Origin of the sequence: Microbacterium sp. A94 (genome assembly GCF_051842855.1) — a bacterium.
Taxonomy (GTDB): domain Bacteria; phylum Actinomycetota; class Actinomycetes; order Actinomycetales; family Microbacteriaceae; genus Microbacterium.
Window position 1 is genome coordinate 16,478 of sequence record NZ_JBPXMU010000007.1, and the last position, 20,203, is coordinate 36,680.

A 20,203-nucleotide genomic window follows, 5' to 3' on the forward strand; every position below is an offset into this window, starting at 1 on the left:
GAGCAACGGAACTCGTTGCAGGAAAATATTCGGACGGAGTAGTCGATGAAATTTCGCAGATTTGCGCAGCTGTCGGTGGCAGCTATCGCTGTTTTCGCCATCGCAGGGTGCGCCCCAGGCGGACAGGCGACGCAGAACAGCGCCGGCGCAGAGGATCGAGAGGTCTCCACGGAGATCGGTCCGGAGGAGGTCACTCTGCGGATGGCGACCACCGCACCTCGCGAGATGGTCGAGGCGTACATCGAAGGGTTCAATGAGCTGTACCCGCAGGTCACCATCGAACCCGAGTACGCGGAGTTCGCGGCGTACAACACCAGCATCAACCTGACGATGACATCGAACACTCCGCCGGACATCGCCCAGTACGGCGTTGTGATGAAAGAGCTCGTACCAGGCGGTGAGCTGCTGTCGCTCGAGCAGTACCGCGAGGCCTATGGCTGGGATGACGTTCTCCCCGGTGCAGCCCTCGCGTTCTCCGAGTTCAGCGACGACGGCAAGCGCTTCGGCGAGGGAGACCTCTACGGTGTGCCGACGGCTCTTTCCGAGACCGGGATCTTCGTGAACAAGGCCCTTGCCGCAGAGCTGGGCATCGAGCTGCCGATCGCGACTCTCGGCGACCTCGAAGACGCGATGGACAAGGCGCTCGCCGCCGGTTACACGCCGATGGAGGCGGGCGGCCTCGACACCGGAACGCTGCACCTGTGGGCCAACCTGCTGGATGTCCTGATGCCGTCGGATGACTTCCGAGCCTGGGTTAACGGCCAGGAAGGCGGCTCGATCACGGGTCCCGGCGCTCTCGCCGCCACAGAGAAGCTCGCCGACTGGGCTGCTCGCGGATACCTCCCGGCCGACGCGAACGCGAACGGCCAGGCGCAGTCGACAGCGAACTTCGTCGAGGGCGACACGCTGTTCCTGTTCAACGGAACTTGGGCGGTCACGCAGGTCAACGACGTGCTCGGTGACGATGGCGGATTCTTCACCATGCCCGGTGAGACGGCGGATTCTCCCGCCACGATGTCAGGATCTTCGGTCGCGTTCATGGTCTCGAACCGCACCGAGCACCCGGATGCCGCTGTGGCATTCCTCGACTACATGGCATCCGCTGAGGGCGGAAAGGTCGCCGTCGATCAGGGCTACATGCCCCCGCACGTCGATACCAAGGTCGAAGCAGAAGGCGCCACCCGCGATCTGCTCGACGCGTTCGCCGCGGTGATGGCTGACGACGGCATGAAGCGCTTCCCGGACTCGGCAGCGCCCGGCATCATCGACCGGATGACACCCGGAATCCAGGCGCTCACGGCGGGCGCCGGCGACCCCGTCGCGTTCCTCGCGGAGCTGCAGGGCTTCCGCGACGAGTACCACTCGGAATGATCGAGTGACCTCTGAAGTTCAGACGCGCGCTCCGCGCGCCGGGGTGACGACCACGTCGTCGCCCCGGCGCCGGCGCCCGCGTCGTCGCCTTCGAATCGCCGGGTACGGGTTCGTCCTGCCCGCGCTTGTGCTCTACATCATCTTCGCGATCATCCCCGCCGTGCAGACCCTGCAGTACTCGCTGTACGACTGGAACGGCATCTCGCCGAGCACCTGGGTCGGGTTCGAAAACTACGTCGAGGTATTCGCCGATGAGCGGCTCCGTCGTACGCTGCTCAACGCTCTGATCCTCGTGGCGTTCTTCTCGATCCTGCCGATCGGCATCGGGCTTCTCGTCGCCGGCATCGTGGCCAAGATCAAATCGCGCTGGATGACTGCGGCCCGCGTGCTGCTGTTCCTGCCGCAGATCTTCCCCCTCGTCGTCGTCGGCATCGTGTGGCGATGGATGTACGCCGACAGCGGTCCGCTGAACGAGCTGCTGCGTGCGGTCGGTCTCGAGGCCATCACCCGCGCGTGGCTCGCCGACTTCGGCTTCGCCCTCGTCGCGGTCGGCCTCATCGGCACGTGGGTGATGACCGGTTTGTGCATGCTGCTCTTCTCCAGCGGAGTGCAGAAGATCGATCACTCGCTGTACGAGGCCGCTCGCCTGGACGGCGCCGGGCCAGTGCAGGAGTTCTTCGCCGTGACACTGCCGGGCCTGCGCGGCGAGATCCGCGTGGCGCTCACGATCACGATCGTTGCGGCGCTCGCGAGCTTCGACCTGGTCTTCACCACGACCAACGGCGGACCGGCCGACCGCACGCTGGTGCCGAGCCTGGTCATCTACCGACTCGCCTTCACCGAGCATGACATCGGTCTGGCCTCCGCCGTCGGCGCCTGCCTGAGCGCGATGATCCTTGCCGTCGTCCTCATCGTCAATCGAATCACGAGGGAAGAATGACTCGCCATCTCGGCCGCACTCTCGCCTATGCCATCGTCGCTGTGCTCGTCGTCGTCACGATGGTTCCGCTGGTCGCGCTCGTGTTCTCGGCGCTCTACCCTTCGGGTAGTGCTATTCAGGGGATCGGCTGGCCGGACGAGCCCACCCTGTCGAACTTCGCGGAAGCATGGACTTCGGCCGGGATGGACAAGCTGCTCTGGAACAGTGTCATCCTCGCCGTCATCATCGTTCCGCTCACGCTGATCATCGCGACGCTGGCGGGCTTCGGCCTGGCCTGCCTCAATCTGCGATGGAGCAAGGGCGTACTCGCCTTCTTCGTCGCTGGCCTCACGATCCCGATCGAGCTCGTGATCATCCCGCTGTACTACAACCTGCAGTCGGTGGGGCTGACGGACACCTTCACCGGTCTCGTGCTCGTGCAGACCGCGCTGTACATGCCGTTCAGCGTCTTCTGGATGTATACGCACTTCGCGTCGCTGCCCAGAGAGCTCATGGAAGCAGCGCAGATCGACGGAGCCCGTTCGACCACGATCCTCCGTATCGTTCTGCTTCCGCTTTCGGGTCCGGCGATGACGACTCTCGCCGTGCTGGTGTTCATGTGGTGCTGGAAGCAGTTCCTGCTGATTCTGATCCTCATCCAGGATTCGTCCAAGCGCACAGCCCCTGCTGGCCTCGGCTTCTTCATCGGGGAGTTCACGATAAACATCCCCCTGCTGTCCGCGGCATCCATCATCGTGGTGCTGCCCATCCTCGTTCTCTACATCGCGCTCCAGCGCTACTTCGTTGAGGGCCTCACACAAGGAGCACTGAAAGGTTGACTGCCAACATGAATACGCAGACTGCGTCAGAGAGCCTGCTTCACCGCCTGCTGGGCGAAGGAGCATCTGACTTCCGTGTCGAGATCGATCCGCAGACCGGAGGGGATGAAGACTCCTTCGCGGTCTCAGCATCCGACGGAATCGTCACGCTGCGCGGCACGAACGGCGTCGCGATCGCCTCTGCCCTGCGGTTCTATCTGAGCAGCGCGTGCGGCCTGCAGATCGCACGCGATACCGGAGCAGTGGAGCTGCCCGCTCGTCTTCCCGACTTCGAGCTCACCGAGCGCACGTCGCCGTGGGAGCACCGCTACCACATGAACTTCTGCACATTCTCGTACACGACGGCGTTCTGGGACTGGGAGCGCTGGGAGCGCGAGGTCGATTTGATGGCGCTGCACGGCATCAATCTGCCGCTGAACGTTGTCGGCAACGAGGGCGTCTGGTACCGCGTCTTCCAGGACTTCGGCATGAGCGAGGAAGAAGTGCTCGCATTCATGGGGAGCGCGGCCTTCCTGCCGTTCACCTGGCATGGATCCGTGCGCTACCACGGTGGCCCGATGACTGTGGAATGGATCGACTCGCACGTCGAGCTCGGACAGCGCATCATGGATCGCCAGCGGAGCCTGGGTATGAAGCCGGTGCTGCCGGGATTCGCCGGCTACGTGCCGGAGATCCTCAAGGGCGAGACCTCGTTCGAGGTTGAGTGGATGGACCGGTTCAACTACGTGCTCGGCACCGACGACCCGACGTTCGAGAAGCTCGGCAGTGCGCTGCTGCGCGAGCAGGAGCGACTGTTCGGCAGCGACGGTTATTACGCGATCGACCCCTTCATCGAGGGCCTGCCGCAGCTCCCCGCTGAGGACGGCGTCGAGCCCGGAGCGGCGATGGTCGCCAAGCGCGCCGCGCAGATCACGAAGATGCTGACCGGCCACAACCCTGCAGCGGTCTGGGTGCTCATGAGCTGGGCCTTCCAGTACCGCACCGAGTACTGGACGCCGGCACGGATCACCGCCGCGCTGAACGAGATGCCCGTCATGAACACGCTCATCCAGGACACCTGGGGCGAGCACTCGCCGGTGTGGGACAAGACCGAGGAGTTCGAGGGTCGTCCCTGGGTATGGACCATGCTGCACAACTTCGGGGGTCGCCCCGGTATGCACGGTGCGCTCGACCTCGTGGCGAACGAGCCTTTCCGCATTCTCAACCAGCCCGCGCGGAGCATGGCCGGCATCGGCCTCTCGCCCGAGGCCCTCGACCACGACCCGGTCGCCTACGAACTGATGGCCGACGCCGTGTGGCGCCGTGAGGCGATCGATTTGGATACGTGGATCGACGACTATGCGCGGATCCGCTACGGGCGGCTGGATGATGGTATCCGCGAGGCCTGGCGCATTCTCCTGAGAGAGGTGTACACACACGGTGAGCGCACCGGTCCTGTGCGTTCGGTCATCATGTGCCGCCCGCGAGTGGAGGGCGACCTCGCCGCTGAATGGACGGGCAACACCACTGAAGACTTCGAGCCGAAGGATCTCTCGGCCGACATGATCCGTGCGTGGGAACTGCTCATTGAGGCAGCGCTCGCAGACGGCGCGACACCGGGGCTCGAGCGCGACATCGTCGATCTCGGACTCGAGGTGCTCTCCCGCACCGCGAACGGCATCCAGATCCGTGCGCGCTCGGCTTTCGTCAAGCGCGACCGAGCGGAGTTCGACGCGGCTGCGGGTGCACTGCTCGACAGCATCCGGTCGATGGATGAGCTCGCAGACCGATACCCCGGCTATCGGTTCCGCACGTGGCTGGACGCTGCACGCGGCTGGGCGACGAGCGAAGCGGAGGAGCAGATCCTCGTGCATGACGCCACGCTGATCAACACCTCGTGGTTCGCGCCGGGTCTTCCGATCCAGGACTACGCGGGCAAACATTGGAGCGGTCTCATCTCCGGCTATTACGGCGAGCGTTGGGCGCGCTGGGTGCACGCGCTGGAGGCGGCCTGGGAGTCGGAACTCGACGTCGATGCCTTCAACGAGCAGCTGTCGCAGTTCGAAGCGGCGTGGCAGCATGCGCCAAAGTTCGAGGAACCGGTGTCGGAGCGCGTCCTCGATACCGCAGTCCGGCTGCGGGAGTGGAATCGTGCCGTCGCCGCAGTGGCGCAGCCGTGACTCGAGCGGCCATCACAGGTGGGTGAGATGAGCGACCTGGTCCTCGGAGGCGATCTCGGTGGCTCGACGACGCGCATCGTCATAGCCGATGCGGTCGGTGCTGTGCGGGGAGAGGGGACGGCCCGCGGTGGGAATCCCGTGTCGCAGCCTGAGACGGCGCACCTCGCTTTCGCCGCCGCGCTGCGCGCAGCGCTCGGCGACGTGGATCCGGCACGGATCCGCGGAGGCGTGATCGGGATGGCCGGGAGTGCTGCGCTGCGAGAGCAGCCCGCGCGACGGGCCGGCTTCGACGCGGCGTGGGCGCAGTGCGGCCTAACCGGAGTTCCGCGCATCGTCTCGGATCTCGAAGCCGCCTACGCGTCAGCGACCGATCGAGATACCGGTGTCGTGCTCATCGCAGGAACCGGTGCTTCTGCAGCGCTGATCGATGGCTGGCAGGTGGTTGAGCGCCGCGGAGGCTATGGATGGCTGCTCGGTGATGAGGGGGCGGGGGTCTGGCTCGGACGCGCTGCGGTGCGTGCGACGCTGGCGGCATTGCAGGAGGGTCGGATCTCGACGCTCGCATCGCTGGTCATCGACCAGTTCGGCCTGACGACGCGGCCCGGAGTGCAGCAGAGCGCGGAGGCATGGCCGGGGGAGGCACAGGCTTCGGCTCTGATCCGGATCGTGAATGATTCGGGGCCGCTGGCTCTCGCGGAGCTCGCTCCTCTCATCACCCTGGCATGCGCCGAAGGGTCCTCAGATGCGGCCGAGATCGTCGATGAGGCGGCCAGGCACCTGGTCCGGACGGTGTGCGGGCTGCTCTCGCGCGCCCAGGACGGGCCCGTGGTGCTGGCCGGGAGCATCCTTGAGGAATCGCTGCCGACCGGCAGGGCCGTCCGCGAACTCCTGACGCCCGAGTACGGCGATCGGCTGCGCTTCGCAGCGAGCGGCACACAGGGCGCACTTGCGCTCGCAAGACGGGAGCAGCGATGAAGCGCGGGGTATTAGAAGCTCTGGCCGGAGCACTGATCGTATCCTGCCAGGCGTATCCAGGGGAGCCCATGCGCAATCCGGCGACGATGGCTCAGATAGCCCGGGCCGCCGTCATCGGGGGAGCCGCCGGCATCCGCCTGCAGGGTGTCGATGACATCAGCGCAGCATCCGACCTCGAGGTGCCGATCATCGGCCTGTGGAAGGACGGCGACGACGCGGTGTTCATCACGCCCACGCTGCAGCACGCGCTCGCGGTCGTGGATGCGGGTGCCGACGTGGTCGCGATCGACGGCACGCGACGCCCGCGTCCGGATGGGCTCACTCTCGCGGAGACGATCGCTGGTGTGCGTGCGAGGAGCGACGTGCTGGTCATGGCCGACTGCGGCTCGGTGGATGACGCACTCGCGGCTGAGGCTGCCGGCGCGGACATCCTCGGGACGACGCTGGCGGGATACACGGGAGAGCGTCCGAAGTCGGCGGGTCCGGATCTGGACCTCATCGCACAGATCGTCGAACGATGCACGAAGCCGGTGATCGTCGAGGGGCGCGTCCGAGTGCCGGCCGATGTCACCGCTGCTCGGGATGCCGGAGCGTGGGCCGTCTGCGTCGGGACGGCCATCACCCACCCAAGCACGATCACGTCGTGGTTCGCGGACGCGATGCGCGGATAGGAGGGCGGCGCAACCGGACGCGGCAATCGCGCCGTCGCTAAAGCCGATCAACCCCGCTCACCGTGACCACGGCCTCGCCGGCCTCATCGGATGCCGCAAGATCCACCGTCGCGGAGATACCCCAGTCGTGGTCGCCAGCCGGGTCGTCGATGATCTGACGCACCGTCCAGCTCGTGGCGCCCTCAGTCAGGAGCAGCAGCTTCGAGCTGCGGGCATCCGCTCCGGTGAGGATCTCGTCGTGGTCGGCGAAGTAGGCGTCGAGCGCATCGTTCCACCCATCGGCGCCGAATTCGGAGTCAAGCGCGGCCAGGGCATCGACATCTTCGAGCGCGGCCAGCTGCACGCGACGGAACAGCTCGTTGCGCACCAGAATTCGGAATGCACGCACGTTGCTCGTGAGCCGCTTCGGAGCAGGTGGCACGATCGGATCGTCATCCGCACGATGCAGATCGACGATGCCGTTATCCGTGCCGGCACGCAACTCTTCCCACTCATCGAGCAGGCTCGAGTCGACCTGGCGCACAAGCTCACCGAGCCACTCAATCAGGTCGCGAAGGTCTTCGTTCTTGAGTTCCTCCGGAATGGTCTGCGACGCCGCACGATAAGCATCCGACAGGTACCTCAGCACCACGCCCTCTGACCGAGCGATCTTGTAGTACGCGACATATTCCCCGAACGACATGGCTCGCTCATACATGTCGCGCACGACAGCTTTCGGATGCAGTTCGAAGTCGCGAATCCACGGCTGCGCGGCACTGTACGTCTCGAACGTCGCACCGAGAAGTTCCTCGAGCGGCTTCGGATACGTGATCTGCTCGAGCAGTTCCATGCGCTCGTCGTACTCGATGCCTTCGCGCTTCATCTCCGCCACGGCATCGCCGCGGGCGAGAAACTCCTGCTGGCTTAGCACCGCACGCGGGTCATCGAGGGTCGACTCCACGATCGAGATCATGTCGAGCGCGAATGTCGCGGCATCCGGGTCAAGTAGCTCGAAGGCTGCCAGTGCGAACGGCGACAGCGGTTGGTTCAGCGCAAAGTTCGGTTGCAGATCAACGGTGAGACGAATCTCGCCAGAATCCGATTGCTCGACGATGCCCGACTCACGCAGCGTGCGATAGATGCCGAGCGCCCGGATCGCGAGCTGACGCTGGCGCGATCGCGGTTCATGGTTGTCATATACCAGTGCGCGCATATTTCCGAACACATCGCCGCCACGGCCGATCACATTGAGCATCATCGCGCTCGTGATCTGCATGTGCGAAGTCAGAGTCTCCGGTTCCGCGTCCACGAGCTTGCGGAACGACGGCTCTCCCCACGACACGAAGCCGTCCGGAGCCTTCTTGCGGATGAGCTTGCGCTTCTTCTTCGGGTCGTCGCCGGCCTTCTTGATCGCGGCGGCGTTCTCGCTCTCGTGCTCCGGAGCCTGGCAAACCACGGTGCCCGCGGTGTCGAACCCGGCGCGACCGGCGCGGCCCGCAATCTGATGGAACTCACGCGCATTCAGCTGACGCATCCGCGTGCCGTCGAACTTCGTCAGCGCCGTCAGCAGCACCGTGCGGATCGGGACGTTGATCCCGACGCCGAGGGTGTCCGTGCCGCAGATCACACGCAGCATCCCGCGCTGGGCGAGCTGTTCGACAAGTCGCCGATATTTCGGCAGCATGCCCGCGTGATGTACACCGATGCCGGCACGCAGGAACTTGGACAGCGTCCGGCCGAATGCCGTGGTGAAGCGGAACTCGCCGATCAGTGCTGCGATCTCATCGCGCTGCTCGCGCGTCGCGATCTTCGTGCTCGACAGTGCCTGCGCGCGTTCCATGGCCGCGGCCTGTGAGAAGTGCACGACATAGACCGGCGATTGGCTGGTGTTCAGCAGATCTTCGACGGTCTCGTGGATCGGGGTCAGTTCATAGAAGAAGTGCAGCGGCACCGGGCGCTCGACTCCGGTCACCACGGCGGTCTCGCGCGACGTGCGCCGGGTCAGGTCTTCGGCAAGTTCAGTGACATCGCCGAGCGTCGCCGACATCAGCACGAACTGCGCCTGTGGCAGCGTCAGCAGCGGAACCTGCCACGCCCACCCGCGCTCGGGGTCGGCGTAGAAGTGGAACTCGTCCATGACGACCTGTCCGACGTCGGCATCCGGTCCCTGGCGAAGCGCGAGGTTCGCCAGGATCTCGGCCGTGCAGCAGATGATCGGCGCATCCGCGTTGACCGACGAATCGCCGGTGATCATCCCGACGTTCTCGGGGCCGAAGGTCTCGACGAGAGCGAAGAATTTCTCGCTCACCAGGGCTTTGATCGGAGCGGTGTAATAGCTGCGGCGTCCGTGGACAAGAGCGGAGAAGTGTGCCCCGATCGCGACGAGCGATTTTCCGGTGCCGGTCGGCGTCGACAGGATCAGGTTGTTCCCGGAGACGATCTCGATGACCGCCTCATCCTGCGCCGGGTAGAGCTGGATGCCGGTGGACTCTGCCCATTCGACGAACGCCAGGTAGACGGCATCCGGGTCGACGGCCCCCGTATCGTCGCGCAAGGAGGTCGGATCGAGGCGCGCGGAGGAAGTCATGGTCCTTCGATCATCTCTCACTCAACCGATGGGCACGCACCCTCGCCGCGCACAACTCCTGAGAAATGCTGCGTGGTGACGATCACATCGGCCGAAACGGCCCGATCTGCGCCAGTTTTCAGGAGTTATGAACCAGAAAGACCCGGCTCAGACCTTCTTGACGACGCTCGACTTCAGCAGCATAGGGCCGAATCCGTCGACCTTGCAGTCGATGTCGTGGCCGTTGACCGGATCGATGAGGCGGATGCCGCGCACCTTGGTGCCGGCCTTGATTCCCTGCGACCCCTTCACTTTGATGGAGGTGGTCACCACGACCGAGTCGCCATCGGTGAGGACGTTGCCGACGGAGTCCTTCACGACAGCGGCATCGCCAGCAGAGGCGTCAGCATCAGCATCGGCGGACGCGGCATCGGCCTCAGCCGGAGACCACTCATGTCCGCACATCGGGCAGACGAGCAGCGCGCCCATTTCATAGGCGTGCTCGCTGGAGCACTCGGGGCACAGGGGAAGCGAATCAGCCATGCCGCCATGATACCGCGATATGATGAAATCATCAGACCGCCACGGCCTGATGATGCCGAAGGAGGGCTCGCCGCATGTTCACCGACCCGAATCGGCCGCTCTATGAGGTGAAGGCCGGGCTCTTCAAGGGCCTCGCACACCCGATCCGGATCCGCATCCTCGAGGTGCTCTCCGCGACGCCTGAAGCCTCGGTTTCCGAGCTCCTCAAAGCCATCGACATCGAGGCTTCACATGTCTCCCAGCACCTGTCCGTGCTGCGCCGCAACCGACTGGTCATCTCGGAACGTCGCGGCAGCCTCGTCTTCTACCGCCTCGCCTACCCGCAGGTGGCGAATCTGCTCCACGTCGCCCGGGCACTGCTAGCCGAGATACTCGAGACCACCCAGGAACAACTGATCGCGCGGGAAGGGCTCCCCGAGATCCTGGTCCGTTCATGAGCCTTCGATCTGCGCTGACGCTGCTGCCGGCGGCATCCGACTATCACGGACTGCGCCGCAGCTGGAAAGGCGACATCCTCGCGGGGATCACTGTCGGCATCGTCGCGCTACCGCTGGCACTCGCCTTCGGTGTCAGCTCGGGCGCGGGAGCAGCAAGCGGGCTGGTGACCGCGATCATCGCGGGCTTCGTCGCAGCGGTGTTCGGCGGGTCCCACGTGCAGGTGTCCGGGCCGACCGGCGCCATGGTGGTCGTGCTCGCACCGATCCTCGCGCAGCATGGCGCAGGTGCCCTGGCCGCGGTCTGCCTGCTCGCCGGGATCATGGTGCTCCTCGCCGGCGTGCTGCGCCTGGGCCGCACCGTCGGATACATTCCGTGGCCGGTGATCGAGGGCTTCACCCTCGGCATTGCCATCATCATCTTCCTGCAGCAGGTGCCAACCGCGACCGGCACCCCGATCGGTGACAGCACAAATGCCGCGATCGCCGCGTGGCAATCACTGATGATGGTGGGCTGGCCGAAGCTCGGCTGGTCGCTGCTGCTCGTCGTCGTGGTCGTCGTGATCATGCTCGTCTCGCTGAAGATTCATCCGCGCTTTCCCGGTTCCCTGCTCGCGATCGTCGTTGCTTCCCTGATCGGGCTGGCTCTGCCCGTCGACACCATCGGACAGCTGCCGACGGGCTTGCCCGCGCCGACCCTGCCCACACTTGACCCCGCGGTGCTGCTGTCGTTGGCGGGTCCCGCCGCTGCCGTGGCCGCGCTTGCCGCGATCGAGTCGCTGCTCTCCGTGCGCGTGGCATCCACGCTCGCCGACACCGGCCACTACGACGCCGACCGCGAGCTGGTCGGGCAGGGACTCGCCTCGCTCGCCGCGGGACTATTCGGCGGGATGCCGGCGACCGGCGCCATCGCCCGCACCGCAGTGAACGTCCGGGCGGGGGCGCGCACGCGGCTCGCGTCGATTGTCCATGCCGTGCTGCTGCTGGCGATAGCCCTGGTCGGAGCATCCGTCGTCTCGCACATTCCGCTCGCAGCTCTCGCCGGTGTGCTGATGGTGACCGCCTGCCGCATGGTCGCGCCGTCGACGGTGCGCACCGTGATGCGCTCGACGCGGGCGGATGCTGTCGTCTTCTGCCTCACCGCGGTGATCACTGTCAGCGTCGATCTCATCTACGCCGTGCTCATCGGCCTTGTCGCGGCCGGCTTCTTCGCGCTTCGTCAGCTCGCGCGCACCAGCGGTGTGTATCGCGAGGAGCTGCCGGGTGCGGCGCAGCCGGGGGATGAGCGCATCGCGGTGTTCCGACTGGAGGGTGCGCTGTTCTTCGGTGCAGCCGAGAAGACCATGGAGCGGGTCAATGAGTTGCGCGATGTCGAGGTCGTCGTGCTGCGGATGTCTCAGCTGCAGGTTCTCGATGCGACCGGCGCGCAGGTGATCACCGAGCTGATCACCTCGCTGGAGCGGCGGGGCATCACCGTGCTGGTGAAGGGCATCGCGCCGCAGCATCGTGAGCTCGCCGAGCGCGTGGGCGTGATCGCATCCCTGCGTCACCAGAACCACCTGTTCGAGGATCTCGGCACCGCTGTCGCGCATGCGCGCAGCCACATCGTGCGGGCGGCCTCGGCGGGGTGAGGCTCGGGTCGGGTCTCAGGCCGTCGCCGCGCGCAGCGCGATCTCGATCATGTCGCCGAAGGTCTGCTCGCGCTCCTTCGCGGTCGTCTCCTCGCCGGTGATGAGGTGATCCGACACGGTGCAGATGCTCAGCGCCTGACGGTCGTAGTACGCCGCGAGCGTGTAGAGCCCGCTGGTCTCCATCTCCACGCCCAGCGCGCCGTGCTTCACGAATGGTTCGCTGAGCTCTGGCCGCGTGCTGTAGAACTGGTCGCTCGAGAACAGCAAGCCGACGTGGACGTTCGACGGAATCGACAGCTCCTCGCTCGCCTCCACCGCTGCGCGCAGGAGCGCGAAGTCTGCAACGGGCGCGTAGTCCAGGCCGTTGAAGCGCACGCGGTTGATGCCCGAATCGGTGCAGGCGCCATTGGCGATGATGATGTCGCGCACCGCCAGCTTCTCAGTCAGCGCACCGCAGGAGCCGACGCGCACAATCTTCTGTACGTCGTACTCGTTGAACAGCTCATTGGCGTAGATCGCCATCGACGGCTGACCCATGCCGGACCCCTGCACCGAGATGCGATGGCCCTGCCAGGTGCCGGTGAATCCCAGCATCCCTCGGGTCTCCGAATACAGCACGGCATCCTCGAGGAAAGTCTCCGCGATCCACTGCGCCCGCAGCGGGTCTCCGGGGAACAGGACGACGGGGGCGATCTGACCGGGCTCAGCGGCGATGTGGGTGCTCATGTGTCGAGCGTAGTCACCCCTCGCGGGCTCAGTCCTCGACGAGCGCTTCGCGGATGCGGCGCAGATCCTCCATGAGTGAGCCGATCAGAATCCAGTGACCGGATGCCGGCGGCCTCACCCGCAGCGGAGCCGTCAGCGCTTGGATCGCCGATGTCTCGGTCGTCTCTTCCGGCGCGACTTCAGCGAGCTGCACGGCCAATCGCACGTCGTGCCCGGCGCGGCGCAGCTGCTCGGCAATCGCGCGCACGGTCGGCTCGTCGGCGAGAGTATCGTCATAGTGGTCGAAGTACGCCCGCGTCATTCCGATCACCTGCGTGACGATCGGTGCCAGCCGGGTGAGCAGGGTGCGCATCTCGGCGAGATCGCCACGAGCGGCGCGGCGCGGGTTCAGGGTCAGTGATTCCTCGCCGGCGGTGACCGATTCCTCGGCGGCCTCTTTCATCGGACGCAGCAGCCGTGCTTCCAGCATGAGCTCCTGCAGCTGCTGCGGCGTTCGGGCCGTGGGCAGCGCAACGGCCAGCCGATCCAGGCTCGCGGCCAGCTCAGCACCGAGCAGACCGAGGTCACGGCGTGCCGGAGCGGTGAGGACGGGCGGCACGATCAGCGCGTTCACGATGAGCCCGATCGCGACGCCGATCAACGTCTCCAGGATCCGATCGACCGCGTACTGCGGGCTTGAGGACCCGAGTGCCAGCACGAGCATCGCTGAGATGGCAACCTGGTTGCCCACCCCCGGTGTCGCGCGGAAAGCCCAGGCGACGAGCATCGCCACGACGATCGCGAGCAGCACGACCCAGCTCTGCGGGCCCAGCAGCAGGCTGAGCGCTGACGCGATGACAACGCCGACGATGACTCCGAGGCTGCGTTCGATGGCCTTGGTGAATGACTGGTTCACACTCGGCAACACGACCAGCAGGGCGCCGATCGCGGCGAACACGGGCAGTGGTCCCGGCATCAGCCATCCGGCGATCAACCACGCGCCGATCGTCGCCACAGCCGACTTCACGACCTGCAGCAGGGGAGCGCGCTTCGCGCTGCGCACTGTCATCCGCATGAGGCAACGTTAGCGCCGTAATGTCAAAACTCACTCTTGTGAGGTGACCCTAACCTCGTGTTACATTAGGCGAGGCTTACCAAAGTCTCCACGCTTCACGTCACCCGAAACCACCAACCCGAAAGGGAAGCCTGTGCGCATTTCCCGTCCCGTGGGCATCAGCGCAGCAGCTGTTCTGGCCGTCGGCCTCGTAGCCTGCTCGTCGCCCGCCCCCACCAGCACCGACGCATCCGCTGGCTCGAATCCGGCATCCGATGATGCGTTCCCGGTAACGGTCGAGCACATCTACGGCGAGACGACGATCACGCAGAAGCCGGAACGGGTTGCGACCGTCGCCTGGGCGAATCACGAAGTGCCGCTCGCTCTGGGCATCGTCCCGGTCGGTATGAGCAAGGCGACCTGGGGCGACGACAATGACAACGGGGTGCTCCCGTGGGTCGAGGACGAGATGACCGAACTCGGCGTTGACGTCTCGCTGATCGGCGATGAGAAGGCCGAGCAAGCCGGCGACGTTCCCGTGCTGTTCGACGAGACGGACGGCGTCGACTTCGAAGCAGTCGCCGACACGAACCCCGACGTGATTCTGGCCTCATACTCCGGCATCACGCAGGAGGAGTACGACACCCTCTCCAAGATCGCACCGGTCATCGCCTACCCCGAGATTGCCTGGGCGACCTCGGTCGAGGACATGATCACGATGAACTCGACGGCGCTCGGCCTCGCCGAGGCGGGCGACGCTCTGATCGACGAGATCCACGCCGAGACGGATGCTGCGCTTGAGGCCCACCCGGCGCTCAAGGACGCAAAGCTCCTGTTCACCTACCTCGACCCGAGCGATCTGAGCCAGGTCGGCTTCTACACCCCCGCTGATACGCGCCCTGGCTTCCTCATGGACCTCGGCCTTCCGGTGCCGGAGGTCCTCGAGAAGAACGCTGACAGCACCGAGTTCTACCTCACGCTCAGCGCGGAGGAAGCCGACAAGTTCAACGACGTCGACGTATTCATCTCCTATGGAGACGAGTCGATGATCGCCACGCTCCAGGCCGACCCGCTGCTGTCGAAGATCCCCGCCGTCGCCGAGGGGCGGATTGCGATCCTTCCGGATGCTACGCCGATCGCGGCCTCCGCGAACCCGTCGCCGCTGTCCATCGGCTGGGGGATCGACGACTACTTCGCGATCCTCGAGGCGCCGCTGCTGAGCGAGTGACCTCAGTCGCCACGACCATGACGCCGGGTGCCGCAGAACTGCGGCGCCCGGCGCTTGCCCGCATCGTCTGGCTGCTCATCGGTGCGGGCGTCATTGTCGTCCTCAGCATCCTCTCGCTGTCTTTCGGGGTGCGTGCGGTCTCGATCGACGATGTGCTCACCGCCCTCGGCGGACACGACGAGACCATCGCTCAGGCGGCGATCATCAAGCGCATCCCGCGCACGGTGCTGGCGATTCTCGTCGGCGCAGCCCTCGCCCTGTCCGGGGCGACCATGCAGGCTGTCACGCGCAATCCCATCGCCGAACCGGGGATTCTCGGTATCTCGAACGGCGCCTCCCTCGCCGTCGTGTTCGGCATCGCCTTCTTCGGCCTGTCCAGCGCATCCAGCCAGATGTTCGTCGCGATCGCGGGTGCGGCCGTGGCCGGCGTCTTCGTCTACGCCGTCGGATCATTGGGGCGCGGCGGCGCAACTCCGCTGAAACTCGCCCTGGCGGGGGCTGCGACCTCGGCTGCGCTGGGCGCGCTCATCAGCGCCATCATGCTGCCGCGCGCTGACCTGCTGCAGACGTTCCAGTCCTGGATGATCGGCGGTGTCGGGGGTGCTGAATGGCCCCGGATCGCGGTCATCGCGCCGGCGCTCGGCATCGGCGCGCTCATCTGCTTCGCATGCTCTCGCGGGATGAACTCGCTCGCGCTCGGTGACGACATGGCCGCAGGCCTCGGAGAGAACGTCTTTCGAACGCGGCTCATCTCGGCTCTCGGTGCGGTGATCCTCGCCGGAGCCGCCACCGCGATCGCCGGCCCTATCGGCTTCGTCGGCCTCGTCATCCCGCACCTGTGCCGCCTCCTGATCGGCACGGATCATCGCTGGCTGCTGCCGTTCTCCGCGATCGCGGGCGCGGCGCTGCTGCTCGCAAGTGACATCGTCGGCCGCGTCATCGCCCCCTCCGGAGAAGAGATTCAGGTCGGCATCATCACTGCGGTGATCGGTGCGCCCTTCTTCATCTGGATCGTCCGCAGGCAGAAGGTGCGTGAGCTGTGACGGCTGCGATCATCGCCGGTCGCCGCGCGCGCCACCGCCGTCACGCCATCGCGAGCATCGTGCTGGCCGTGCTGCTGCTTGCACTCGCCGCGATCGCGCTCATGGTGGGCAACACTTTCTACACCCCCGGTGAGGTCATCCGAGTGATCCTGGGTGAGACCGTGCCGGGAGCATCCTTCACCGTCGGTGAACTCCGCCTGCCGCGCACCGTGCTCGCCATCCTCGCCGGTTTCGCGTTCGGAATCGCCGGTGTGGCGTTTCAGACGCTGCTGCGCAACCCGCTCGCATCCCCTGACATCATCGGCATCACCGAGGGGGCGAGTGCAGCAGCCGTCGTCGGCATCGTCGTCCTCGGCCTCACCGGCCCGATGGTCTCGGTTCTCGCACTGGCCGGCGCCCTGATCACCGCCCTGGCGATCTACCTGCTTTCGAACAAGGGCGGCTTCGCCGGCATCCGTTTGATTCTGATCGGGATCGGCGTCGCAGCGATGCTGCACAGCGTCGTGTCGTACGTGCTCTCCCGGGCTGCGCAGTGGGACATTCAGACGGCTATGCGCTGGCTTACCGGCAGTCTGAATAATGCGTCCTGGGACGATATCGTCCCGCTCGTCATTGCCAGCGTTGTCGTGCTGCCGTTGCTGTTCAGCCAGGCCCAAGCGCTCGGGATGCTGCAGCTCGGCGACGAGTCGGCCGCAGGCCTCGGCGTGCGGGTGCACGCGACACGGCTGATGTTCATCATCGGCGCTGTCTCGCTGCTGGCTTTCGCGACAGCCGCGACCGGACCGATCGCCTTCGTCGCATTCATGTCCGGACCCATCGCCGCTCGCGTCACCGGACCTGGGGCGAACCTCCTGCTGCCATCCGCATTCGTGGGTGCGGTGCTCGTGCTCGCGGGCGACCTGATCGGTCAGTTCGTCTTCGACGCGCGCTACCCCGTCGGCGTGATCACCGGAATTCTCGGTGCGCCGTACCTGATCTATCTACTCATCCGCACCAACTGTTCGGGAGGCTCGCTGTGACCGAGGCCCACACGCTGTCCGCCGAGGCAGTGACGCTCGCCTATGGTGACCGCACCGTCATCGACGGGCTTGATCTGGCCATCGCTCCGGGAAAGATCACCTCGATCGTCGGATCGAATGGATGCGGCAAGTCGACGCTGCTGCGTTCGCTCGCACGTCTGCTGTCGCCGGCATCCGGTCAGGTCGTCCTCGATGGCAGATCCGTGCACTCGCGCCCGACTAAGGAGATCGCACGGGTGCTGGGACTGCTGCCGCAGTCGCCGATCGCACCGGAGGGCATCGCCGTGGCCGACCTGGTGGGCCGTGGCCGGCATCCGCACCAGAAGATGCTCGCGCGGTGGAGCGCACACGACTACGAGGTTGTCGCCGATGCGCTTGCTGTCACCGGCATTACCGATCTTGCCGATCGCAGCGTCGACGAACTCTCCGGTGGTCAGCGCCAACGCGTCTGGATCGCCATGGCTCTCGCACAGGAGACGGATATCCTGCTGCTCGACGAGCCGACCACGTTCCTCGATGTCGCTCACCAGGTCGACGTGCTCGACCTGCTCACGGACCTCAGCGTCTCGCGCGGCACCACCATTGTCATGGTGCTGCACGATCTGAACCTCGCCGCCCGCTACTCCGACGAGCTCGTCGCGATGCGTGACGGCAAGGTGCACGCGCTGGGCGCACCGGATGAAATTCTCACCCACACGCTGGTCGAAGAGGTCTTCGGCATGGCTAATCAGATCACGACCGACCCGGTTTCCGGGAAGCCGATGGTCACCCCGATCGGGAGGCATCATGTCCGCTGAAACTCGTACTCGTCCCTCCTATGTCCTCGCCCGCGCCGAGGTGCGAGCTGTTGAGCGGGTGTCGCCGAGCTTCGTGCGCGTCACCTTCGGCGGTTCGGAACTTGTCGAGTTCGGCACGCCCGGAGATATCTATGACGCGCGGATCAAGCTGGTTTTCCCGCCGGCATCCGGCATTCTGCCTCCGGTCGCGCGTGACACCGACGACTGGTGGGGTGCGTATCTCGCCGTCCCGGAGGAGGAGCGCGGCTCGATGCGCACCTATTCGGTGCGTGATTTGCGAGTGATGGATGCCAGCACCGAGGTCGTCGTCGACTTCGTGCTGCATCTGGAACCGGGACTCACCGGACCGGCCTCGCTGTGGGCGAGCCGCGCCGAGGTTGGTGATGAGCTGTTGATCGTCGGGCCGCGGCGTGGGCGGGAGGACCGCAACGGTATTGAGTACGCTCCGGGCGGTGCATCCTCCGTGATGTTGGTCGGGGACGAGACGGCTGCCCCGGCGATCGCGCGGATCCTGGAGGATGCTCCGCGCGATCTGCGTGGAATCGCGTTCATCGAGGTTCCGGCGGCAGCAGACCAGCTGACGATCAATGCACCCGCCGGAGTCGACGTGCACTGGCTACCGCGCGGTGACGCGGCGCACGGGCTGCGAGTCATCCCGACCGTGCTGGACTATCTGGGAGACACCGGTCACGCCGAGATCGTCGTGCAGGATGCTGAGGGCGAAGACCTGGTGTGGGAAACGCCGATCTACTCGGGCAGCGGCGAGGACGTTGCGCCCACTGCTTCGGGCGACAACAGGTACTTCTGGATCGCGGGGGAGAGCGGCGTCGTCACGACGTTGCGCCGCCACCTCGTGAAGGAGCTCGGCATCGACCGCGCACAGGTGGCCTTCATGGGCTACTGGCGCCGCGGCGTCGCCATGCGCGGCTAGCCCGCGCGCACCGCGCCCCCGCGCGCCCGCGCGTCCACACCTCCCGCGCGCCCGGTGCCCGCGCGCCCCGTGCACCCACCACCCACCTGTTCCGGTCGCACTTGGTGCTGCTATTCCGCGGGTTTAGCGACATCAACTGCGACCGGAACGGGGGGTGACGTCGGCAGTGCGTGGTTTGATCGAAGCATGGAGCAGGATCCGCAGATGGCGCAGGAACCCGAGATGACACGGGAGACCCGTGCGATCTGGGCGACCCTCATCTGCTTCGTCATCGGGGCAGCGCTGGGAACGCTCGTGCTGTGGGGAAGCCCACGCCCGATCGCGGGTGACGGTTCGGTGGGTCTACCCGCCGCGTTCGTCGCGGGAGGCATCGCCGCAGCATCCTTCGCGGTTTCGACATTCCTGCATCGCCGCGGTCAGAACCAGGAGATGCCGCGCTGGCAGATCATCATCTCGGCATCCTCCGCCGTTGCCCTCACCCTGGCCTTCGCCGGGGTCACAGCACTGGGCGTGCTGCTGGCCAGTGAAGTGCTCGGCGTCGGATTGCAGGGACTGGAGCTTCCGGCATTCGGTGGTGCCCTCGTCATCGCGGTGGCCAGCGCGATTGGCGGTCGCCTCGCATTCGACGCCGGCATTGGCCTGCGCACCACCGACCTCGCAACACTGCTGTTCAGCTATCTCGCCATCGGCACGCTGTTCGCCATGCTCACCGCAGCTGATCCTCATTGGTGGGAGCTGAACTTCTCACAGCTCGGCATCGGCGACGGGGCCTGGGCGTTCAACGGGACGCTCGTCGTCGCCGGCATCCTGACTGCGACCGTCGGCATGTATATCGGACGTGATCTGCACCGCATCCGCGGCGACGCCTGGTTCGGCCGCATTGCGGCTGTGTCACTGCTGTGGGTGGGGACCGGAGTCGCGCTCGCCGGGGTCGGCCTGTTCCCGGTCGAGCAGATCGTCGTGGTGCACAACATCGCGGCCGCCTCGACGCTCGTGCTGTTCGTCGCGGCCGGAGTCGCGACGACCGTTGCGATGCCGGGGCCACCGCGTCCGCTGCTGGTGGTCACGGTCGGCATCGCGCTGCTGCTCGTGGTCGCGTTCGTCCTCGCGGACGGGTTCAAGTTGTACTCGCTCACGGTGCTCGAGGCGATCGTGATCGGTCTCGGGCTGCTGTGGCTGACCACTCTCGTGCGCATCCTCGCGGTGCTGACTCCGTCGAGCCCACGGGCCTCGGCGCGCGGATCACTACTGCACGCCTGACGGCGGCGCTGAAGGTCAGGCGCTTTCACGCACCACAAGTTCGGTATCCAGGATCACTGACCGGGGCGGTGCTCCGGCG

18 protein-coding genes are annotated in these 20,203 nt (G+C 66.0%); 14 read left to right on the forward strand and 4 right to left on the reverse strand.

What is annotated here, in order from left to right; genetic code table 11:
• Positions 1 to 45: 45 nt before the first annotated feature.
• The 6 genes from ACSU1L_RS15520 to ACSU1L_RS15545 are packed head-to-tail and all read left to right on the forward strand — an operon-like array spanning position 46 to position 6,934.
• The gene (locus tag ACSU1L_RS15520; protein WP_439256393.1) at positions 46 to 1,371 is read left to right on the forward strand and encodes an ABC transporter substrate-binding protein; all 1,326 of its coding nucleotides are present in this window, start codon (positions 46 to 48) and stop codon (positions 1,369 to 1,371) included.
• A 4-nt stretch (positions 1,372 to 1,375) separates the two neighbouring features.
• Positions 1,376 to 2,311: a carbohydrate ABC transporter permease gene (locus ACSU1L_RS15525; protein WP_439256394.1), complete on the forward strand. Its 936-nt coding sequence runs from the start codon at positions 1,376 to 1,378 to the stop codon at positions 2,309 to 2,311.
• On the forward strand, positions 2,308 to 3,129 hold the full coding sequence (locus ACSU1L_RS15530) for a carbohydrate ABC transporter permease (protein ID WP_439256395.1): 822 nt from the start codon (positions 2,308 to 2,310) through the stop codon (positions 3,127 to 3,129). The genes ACSU1L_RS15525 and ACSU1L_RS15530 overlap by 4 nt, the downstream gene beginning before the upstream one ends.
• Positions 3,130 to 3,137: 8 nt before the next feature.
• The gene (locus ACSU1L_RS15535; RefSeq protein WP_439256396.1) at positions 3,138 to 5,288 is read left to right on the forward strand and encodes an alpha-N-acetylglucosaminidase; all 2,151 of its coding nucleotides are present in this window, start codon (positions 3,138 to 3,140) and stop codon (positions 5,286 to 5,288) included.
• A 27-nt stretch (positions 5,289 to 5,315) separates the two neighbouring features.
• A complete protein-coding gene (locus tag ACSU1L_RS15540) occupies positions 5,316 to 6,263 on the forward strand; it encodes an N-acetylglucosamine kinase (protein ID WP_439256397.1) in 948 nt (315 codons plus the stop codon).
• The gene (locus tag ACSU1L_RS15545; protein WP_439256398.1) at positions 6,260 to 6,934 is read left to right on the forward strand and encodes an N-acetylmannosamine-6-phosphate 2-epimerase; all 675 of its coding nucleotides are present in this window, start codon (positions 6,260 to 6,262) and stop codon (positions 6,932 to 6,934) included. The genes ACSU1L_RS15540 and ACSU1L_RS15545 overlap by 4 nt, the downstream gene beginning before the upstream one ends.
• A gap of 37 nt (positions 6,935 to 6,971) precedes the next feature.
• On the opposite strand, the gene ACSU1L_RS15550 is transcribed toward ACSU1L_RS15545, so the two are convergent.
• Both ACSU1L_RS15550 and ACSU1L_RS15555 read right to left on the reverse strand, forming a co-directional pair.
• Positions 6,972 to 9,500 (reverse strand): DEAD/DEAH box helicase, encoded by a 2,529-nt coding sequence (locus tag ACSU1L_RS15550; RefSeq protein ID WP_439256399.1) that lies wholly within the window; start codon positions 9,498 to 9,500, stop codon positions 6,972 to 6,974.
• 147 nt (positions 9,501 to 9,647) lie between these two features.
• Positions 9,648 to 10,022 carry a zinc ribbon domain-containing protein YjdM gene (locus ACSU1L_RS15555; RefSeq protein WP_439256400.1) on the reverse strand — a complete coding sequence of 125 codons (375 nt, stop codon included), beginning with the start codon at positions 10,020 to 10,022 and terminating at the stop codon, positions 9,648 to 9,650.
• Between the two features lie 74 nt (positions 10,023 to 10,096).
• Here ACSU1L_RS15555 and ACSU1L_RS15560 point away from each other — a divergent pair, with 74 nt between their 5' ends.
• Together ACSU1L_RS15560 and ACSU1L_RS15565 are read left to right on the forward strand one after the other, a co-directional pair.
• Positions 10,097 to 10,459, forward strand: coding sequence for an ArsR/SmtB family transcription factor (locus ACSU1L_RS15560; protein ID WP_439256401.1), 363 nt, complete (start codon positions 10,097 to 10,099; stop codon positions 10,457 to 10,459).
• Positions 10,456 to 12,087: a SulP family inorganic anion transporter gene (locus ACSU1L_RS15565; RefSeq protein WP_439256402.1), complete on the forward strand. Its 1,632-nt coding sequence runs from the start codon at positions 10,456 to 10,458 to the stop codon at positions 12,085 to 12,087. Before ACSU1L_RS15560 ends, ACSU1L_RS15565 begins: the two co-directional genes overlap by 4 nt.
• A 15-nt stretch (positions 12,088 to 12,102) precedes the next feature.
• Here ACSU1L_RS15565 and deoD read toward each other — a convergent pair whose 3' ends face one another.
• Positions 12,103 to 12,813, reverse strand: a complete 711-nt coding sequence (gene deoD / locus ACSU1L_RS15570) for a purine-nucleoside phosphorylase (RefSeq protein ID WP_438252710.1) — start codon at positions 12,811 to 12,813, stop codon at positions 12,103 to 12,105.
• Between the two features lie 28 nt (positions 12,814 to 12,841).
• Positions 12,842 to 13,867, reverse strand: a complete 1,026-nt coding sequence (locus ACSU1L_RS15575; protein WP_439256403.1) for an FUSC family protein — start codon at positions 13,865 to 13,867, stop codon at positions 12,842 to 12,844.
• Positions 13,868 to 14,000: 133 nt separating this feature from the next.
• Between ACSU1L_RS15575 and ACSU1L_RS15580 the strand changes: the two genes are divergently transcribed.
• From ACSU1L_RS15580 to ACSU1L_RS15605, 6 genes are all read left to right on the forward strand, one after another.
• Positions 14,001 to 15,074 (forward strand): iron-siderophore ABC transporter substrate-binding protein, encoded by a 1,074-nt coding sequence (locus tag ACSU1L_RS15580; RefSeq protein WP_439256404.1) that lies wholly within the window; start codon positions 14,001 to 14,003, stop codon positions 15,072 to 15,074.
• 17 nt (positions 15,075 to 15,091) lie between these two features.
• Positions 15,092 to 16,117 carry a FecCD family ABC transporter permease gene (locus tag ACSU1L_RS15585; RefSeq protein WP_438253061.1) on the forward strand — a complete coding sequence of 342 codons (1,026 nt, stop codon included), beginning with the start codon at positions 15,092 to 15,094 and terminating at the stop codon, positions 16,115 to 16,117.
• The gene (locus tag ACSU1L_RS15590; protein WP_439256405.1) at positions 16,114 to 17,136 is read left to right on the forward strand and encodes a FecCD family ABC transporter permease; all 1,023 of its coding nucleotides are present in this window, start codon (positions 16,114 to 16,116) and stop codon (positions 17,134 to 17,136) included. Before ACSU1L_RS15585 ends, ACSU1L_RS15590 begins: the two co-directional genes overlap by 4 nt.
• Positions 17,133 to 17,933, forward strand: coding sequence for an ABC transporter ATP-binding protein (locus ACSU1L_RS15595; protein ID WP_439256406.1), 801 nt, complete (start codon positions 17,133 to 17,135; stop codon positions 17,931 to 17,933). The genes ACSU1L_RS15590 and ACSU1L_RS15595 overlap by 4 nt, the downstream gene beginning before the upstream one ends.
• Positions 17,923 to 18,864, forward strand: a complete 942-nt coding sequence (locus tag ACSU1L_RS15600; RefSeq protein WP_439256407.1) for a siderophore-interacting protein — start codon at positions 17,923 to 17,925, stop codon at positions 18,862 to 18,864. The genes ACSU1L_RS15595 and ACSU1L_RS15600 overlap by 11 nt, the downstream gene beginning before the upstream one ends.
• Before the next feature lie 204 nt (positions 18,865 to 19,068).
• Positions 19,069 to 20,124, forward strand: a complete 1,056-nt coding sequence (locus ACSU1L_RS15605) for a DUF998 domain-containing protein (protein WP_439256408.1) — start codon at positions 19,069 to 19,071, stop codon at positions 20,122 to 20,124.
• The last annotated feature ends 79 nt before the right edge of the window (positions 20,125 to 20,203 follow it).

Bases quoted from the DNA above. Each gene is read 5' to 3' on its own strand.
- ACSU1L_RS15520 (WP_439256393.1), top strand. From the start codon at position 46: ATGAAATTTCGCAGATTTGCGCAGCTGTCGGTGGCAGCTATCGCTGTT.
- ACSU1L_RS15530 (WP_439256395.1), top strand. From the start codon at position 2,308: ATGACTCGCCATCTCGGCCGCACTCTCGCCTATGCCATCGTCGCTGTG.
- ACSU1L_RS15535 (WP_439256396.1), top strand. From the start codon at position 3,138: ATGAATACGCAGACTGCGTCAGAGAGCCTGCTTCACCGCCTGCTGGGC.
- ACSU1L_RS15540 (WP_439256397.1), top strand. From the start codon at position 5,316: ATGAGCGACCTGGTCCTCGGAGGCGATCTCGGTGGCTCGACGACGCGC.
- ACSU1L_RS15545 (WP_439256398.1), top strand. From the start codon at position 6,260: ATGAAGCGCGGGGTATTAGAAGCTCTGGCCGGAGCACTGATCGTATCC.
- ACSU1L_RS15550 (WP_439256399.1), bottom strand. From the start codon at position 9,500: ATGACTTCCTCCGCGCGCCTCGATCCGACCTCCTTGCGCGACGATACG.
- ACSU1L_RS15555 (WP_439256400.1), bottom strand. From the start codon at position 10,022: ATGGCTGATTCGCTTCCCCTGTGCCCCGAGTGCTCCAGCGAGCACGCC.
- ACSU1L_RS15560 (WP_439256401.1), top strand. From the start codon at position 10,097: ATGTTCACCGACCCGAATCGGCCGCTCTATGAGGTGAAGGCCGGGCTC.
- ACSU1L_RS15565 (WP_439256402.1), top strand. From the start codon at position 10,456: ATGAGCCTTCGATCTGCGCTGACGCTGCTGCCGGCGGCATCCGACTAT.
- deoD (WP_438252710.1), bottom strand. From the start codon at position 12,813: ATGAGCACCCACATCGCCGCTGAGCCCGGTCAGATCGCCCCCGTCGTC.
- ACSU1L_RS15575 (WP_439256403.1), bottom strand. From the start codon at position 13,867: ATGCGGATGACAGTGCGCAGCGCGAAGCGCGCTCCCCTGCTGCAGGTC.
- ACSU1L_RS15585 (WP_438253061.1), top strand. From the start codon at position 15,092: ATGACGCCGGGTGCCGCAGAACTGCGGCGCCCGGCGCTTGCCCGCATC.
- ACSU1L_RS15600 (WP_439256407.1), top strand. From the start codon at position 17,923: ATGTCCGCTGAAACTCGTACTCGTCCCTCCTATGTCCTCGCCCGCGCC.
- ACSU1L_RS15605 (WP_439256408.1), top strand. From the start codon at position 19,069: ATGGCGCAGGAACCCGAGATGACACGGGAGACCCGTGCGATCTGGGCG.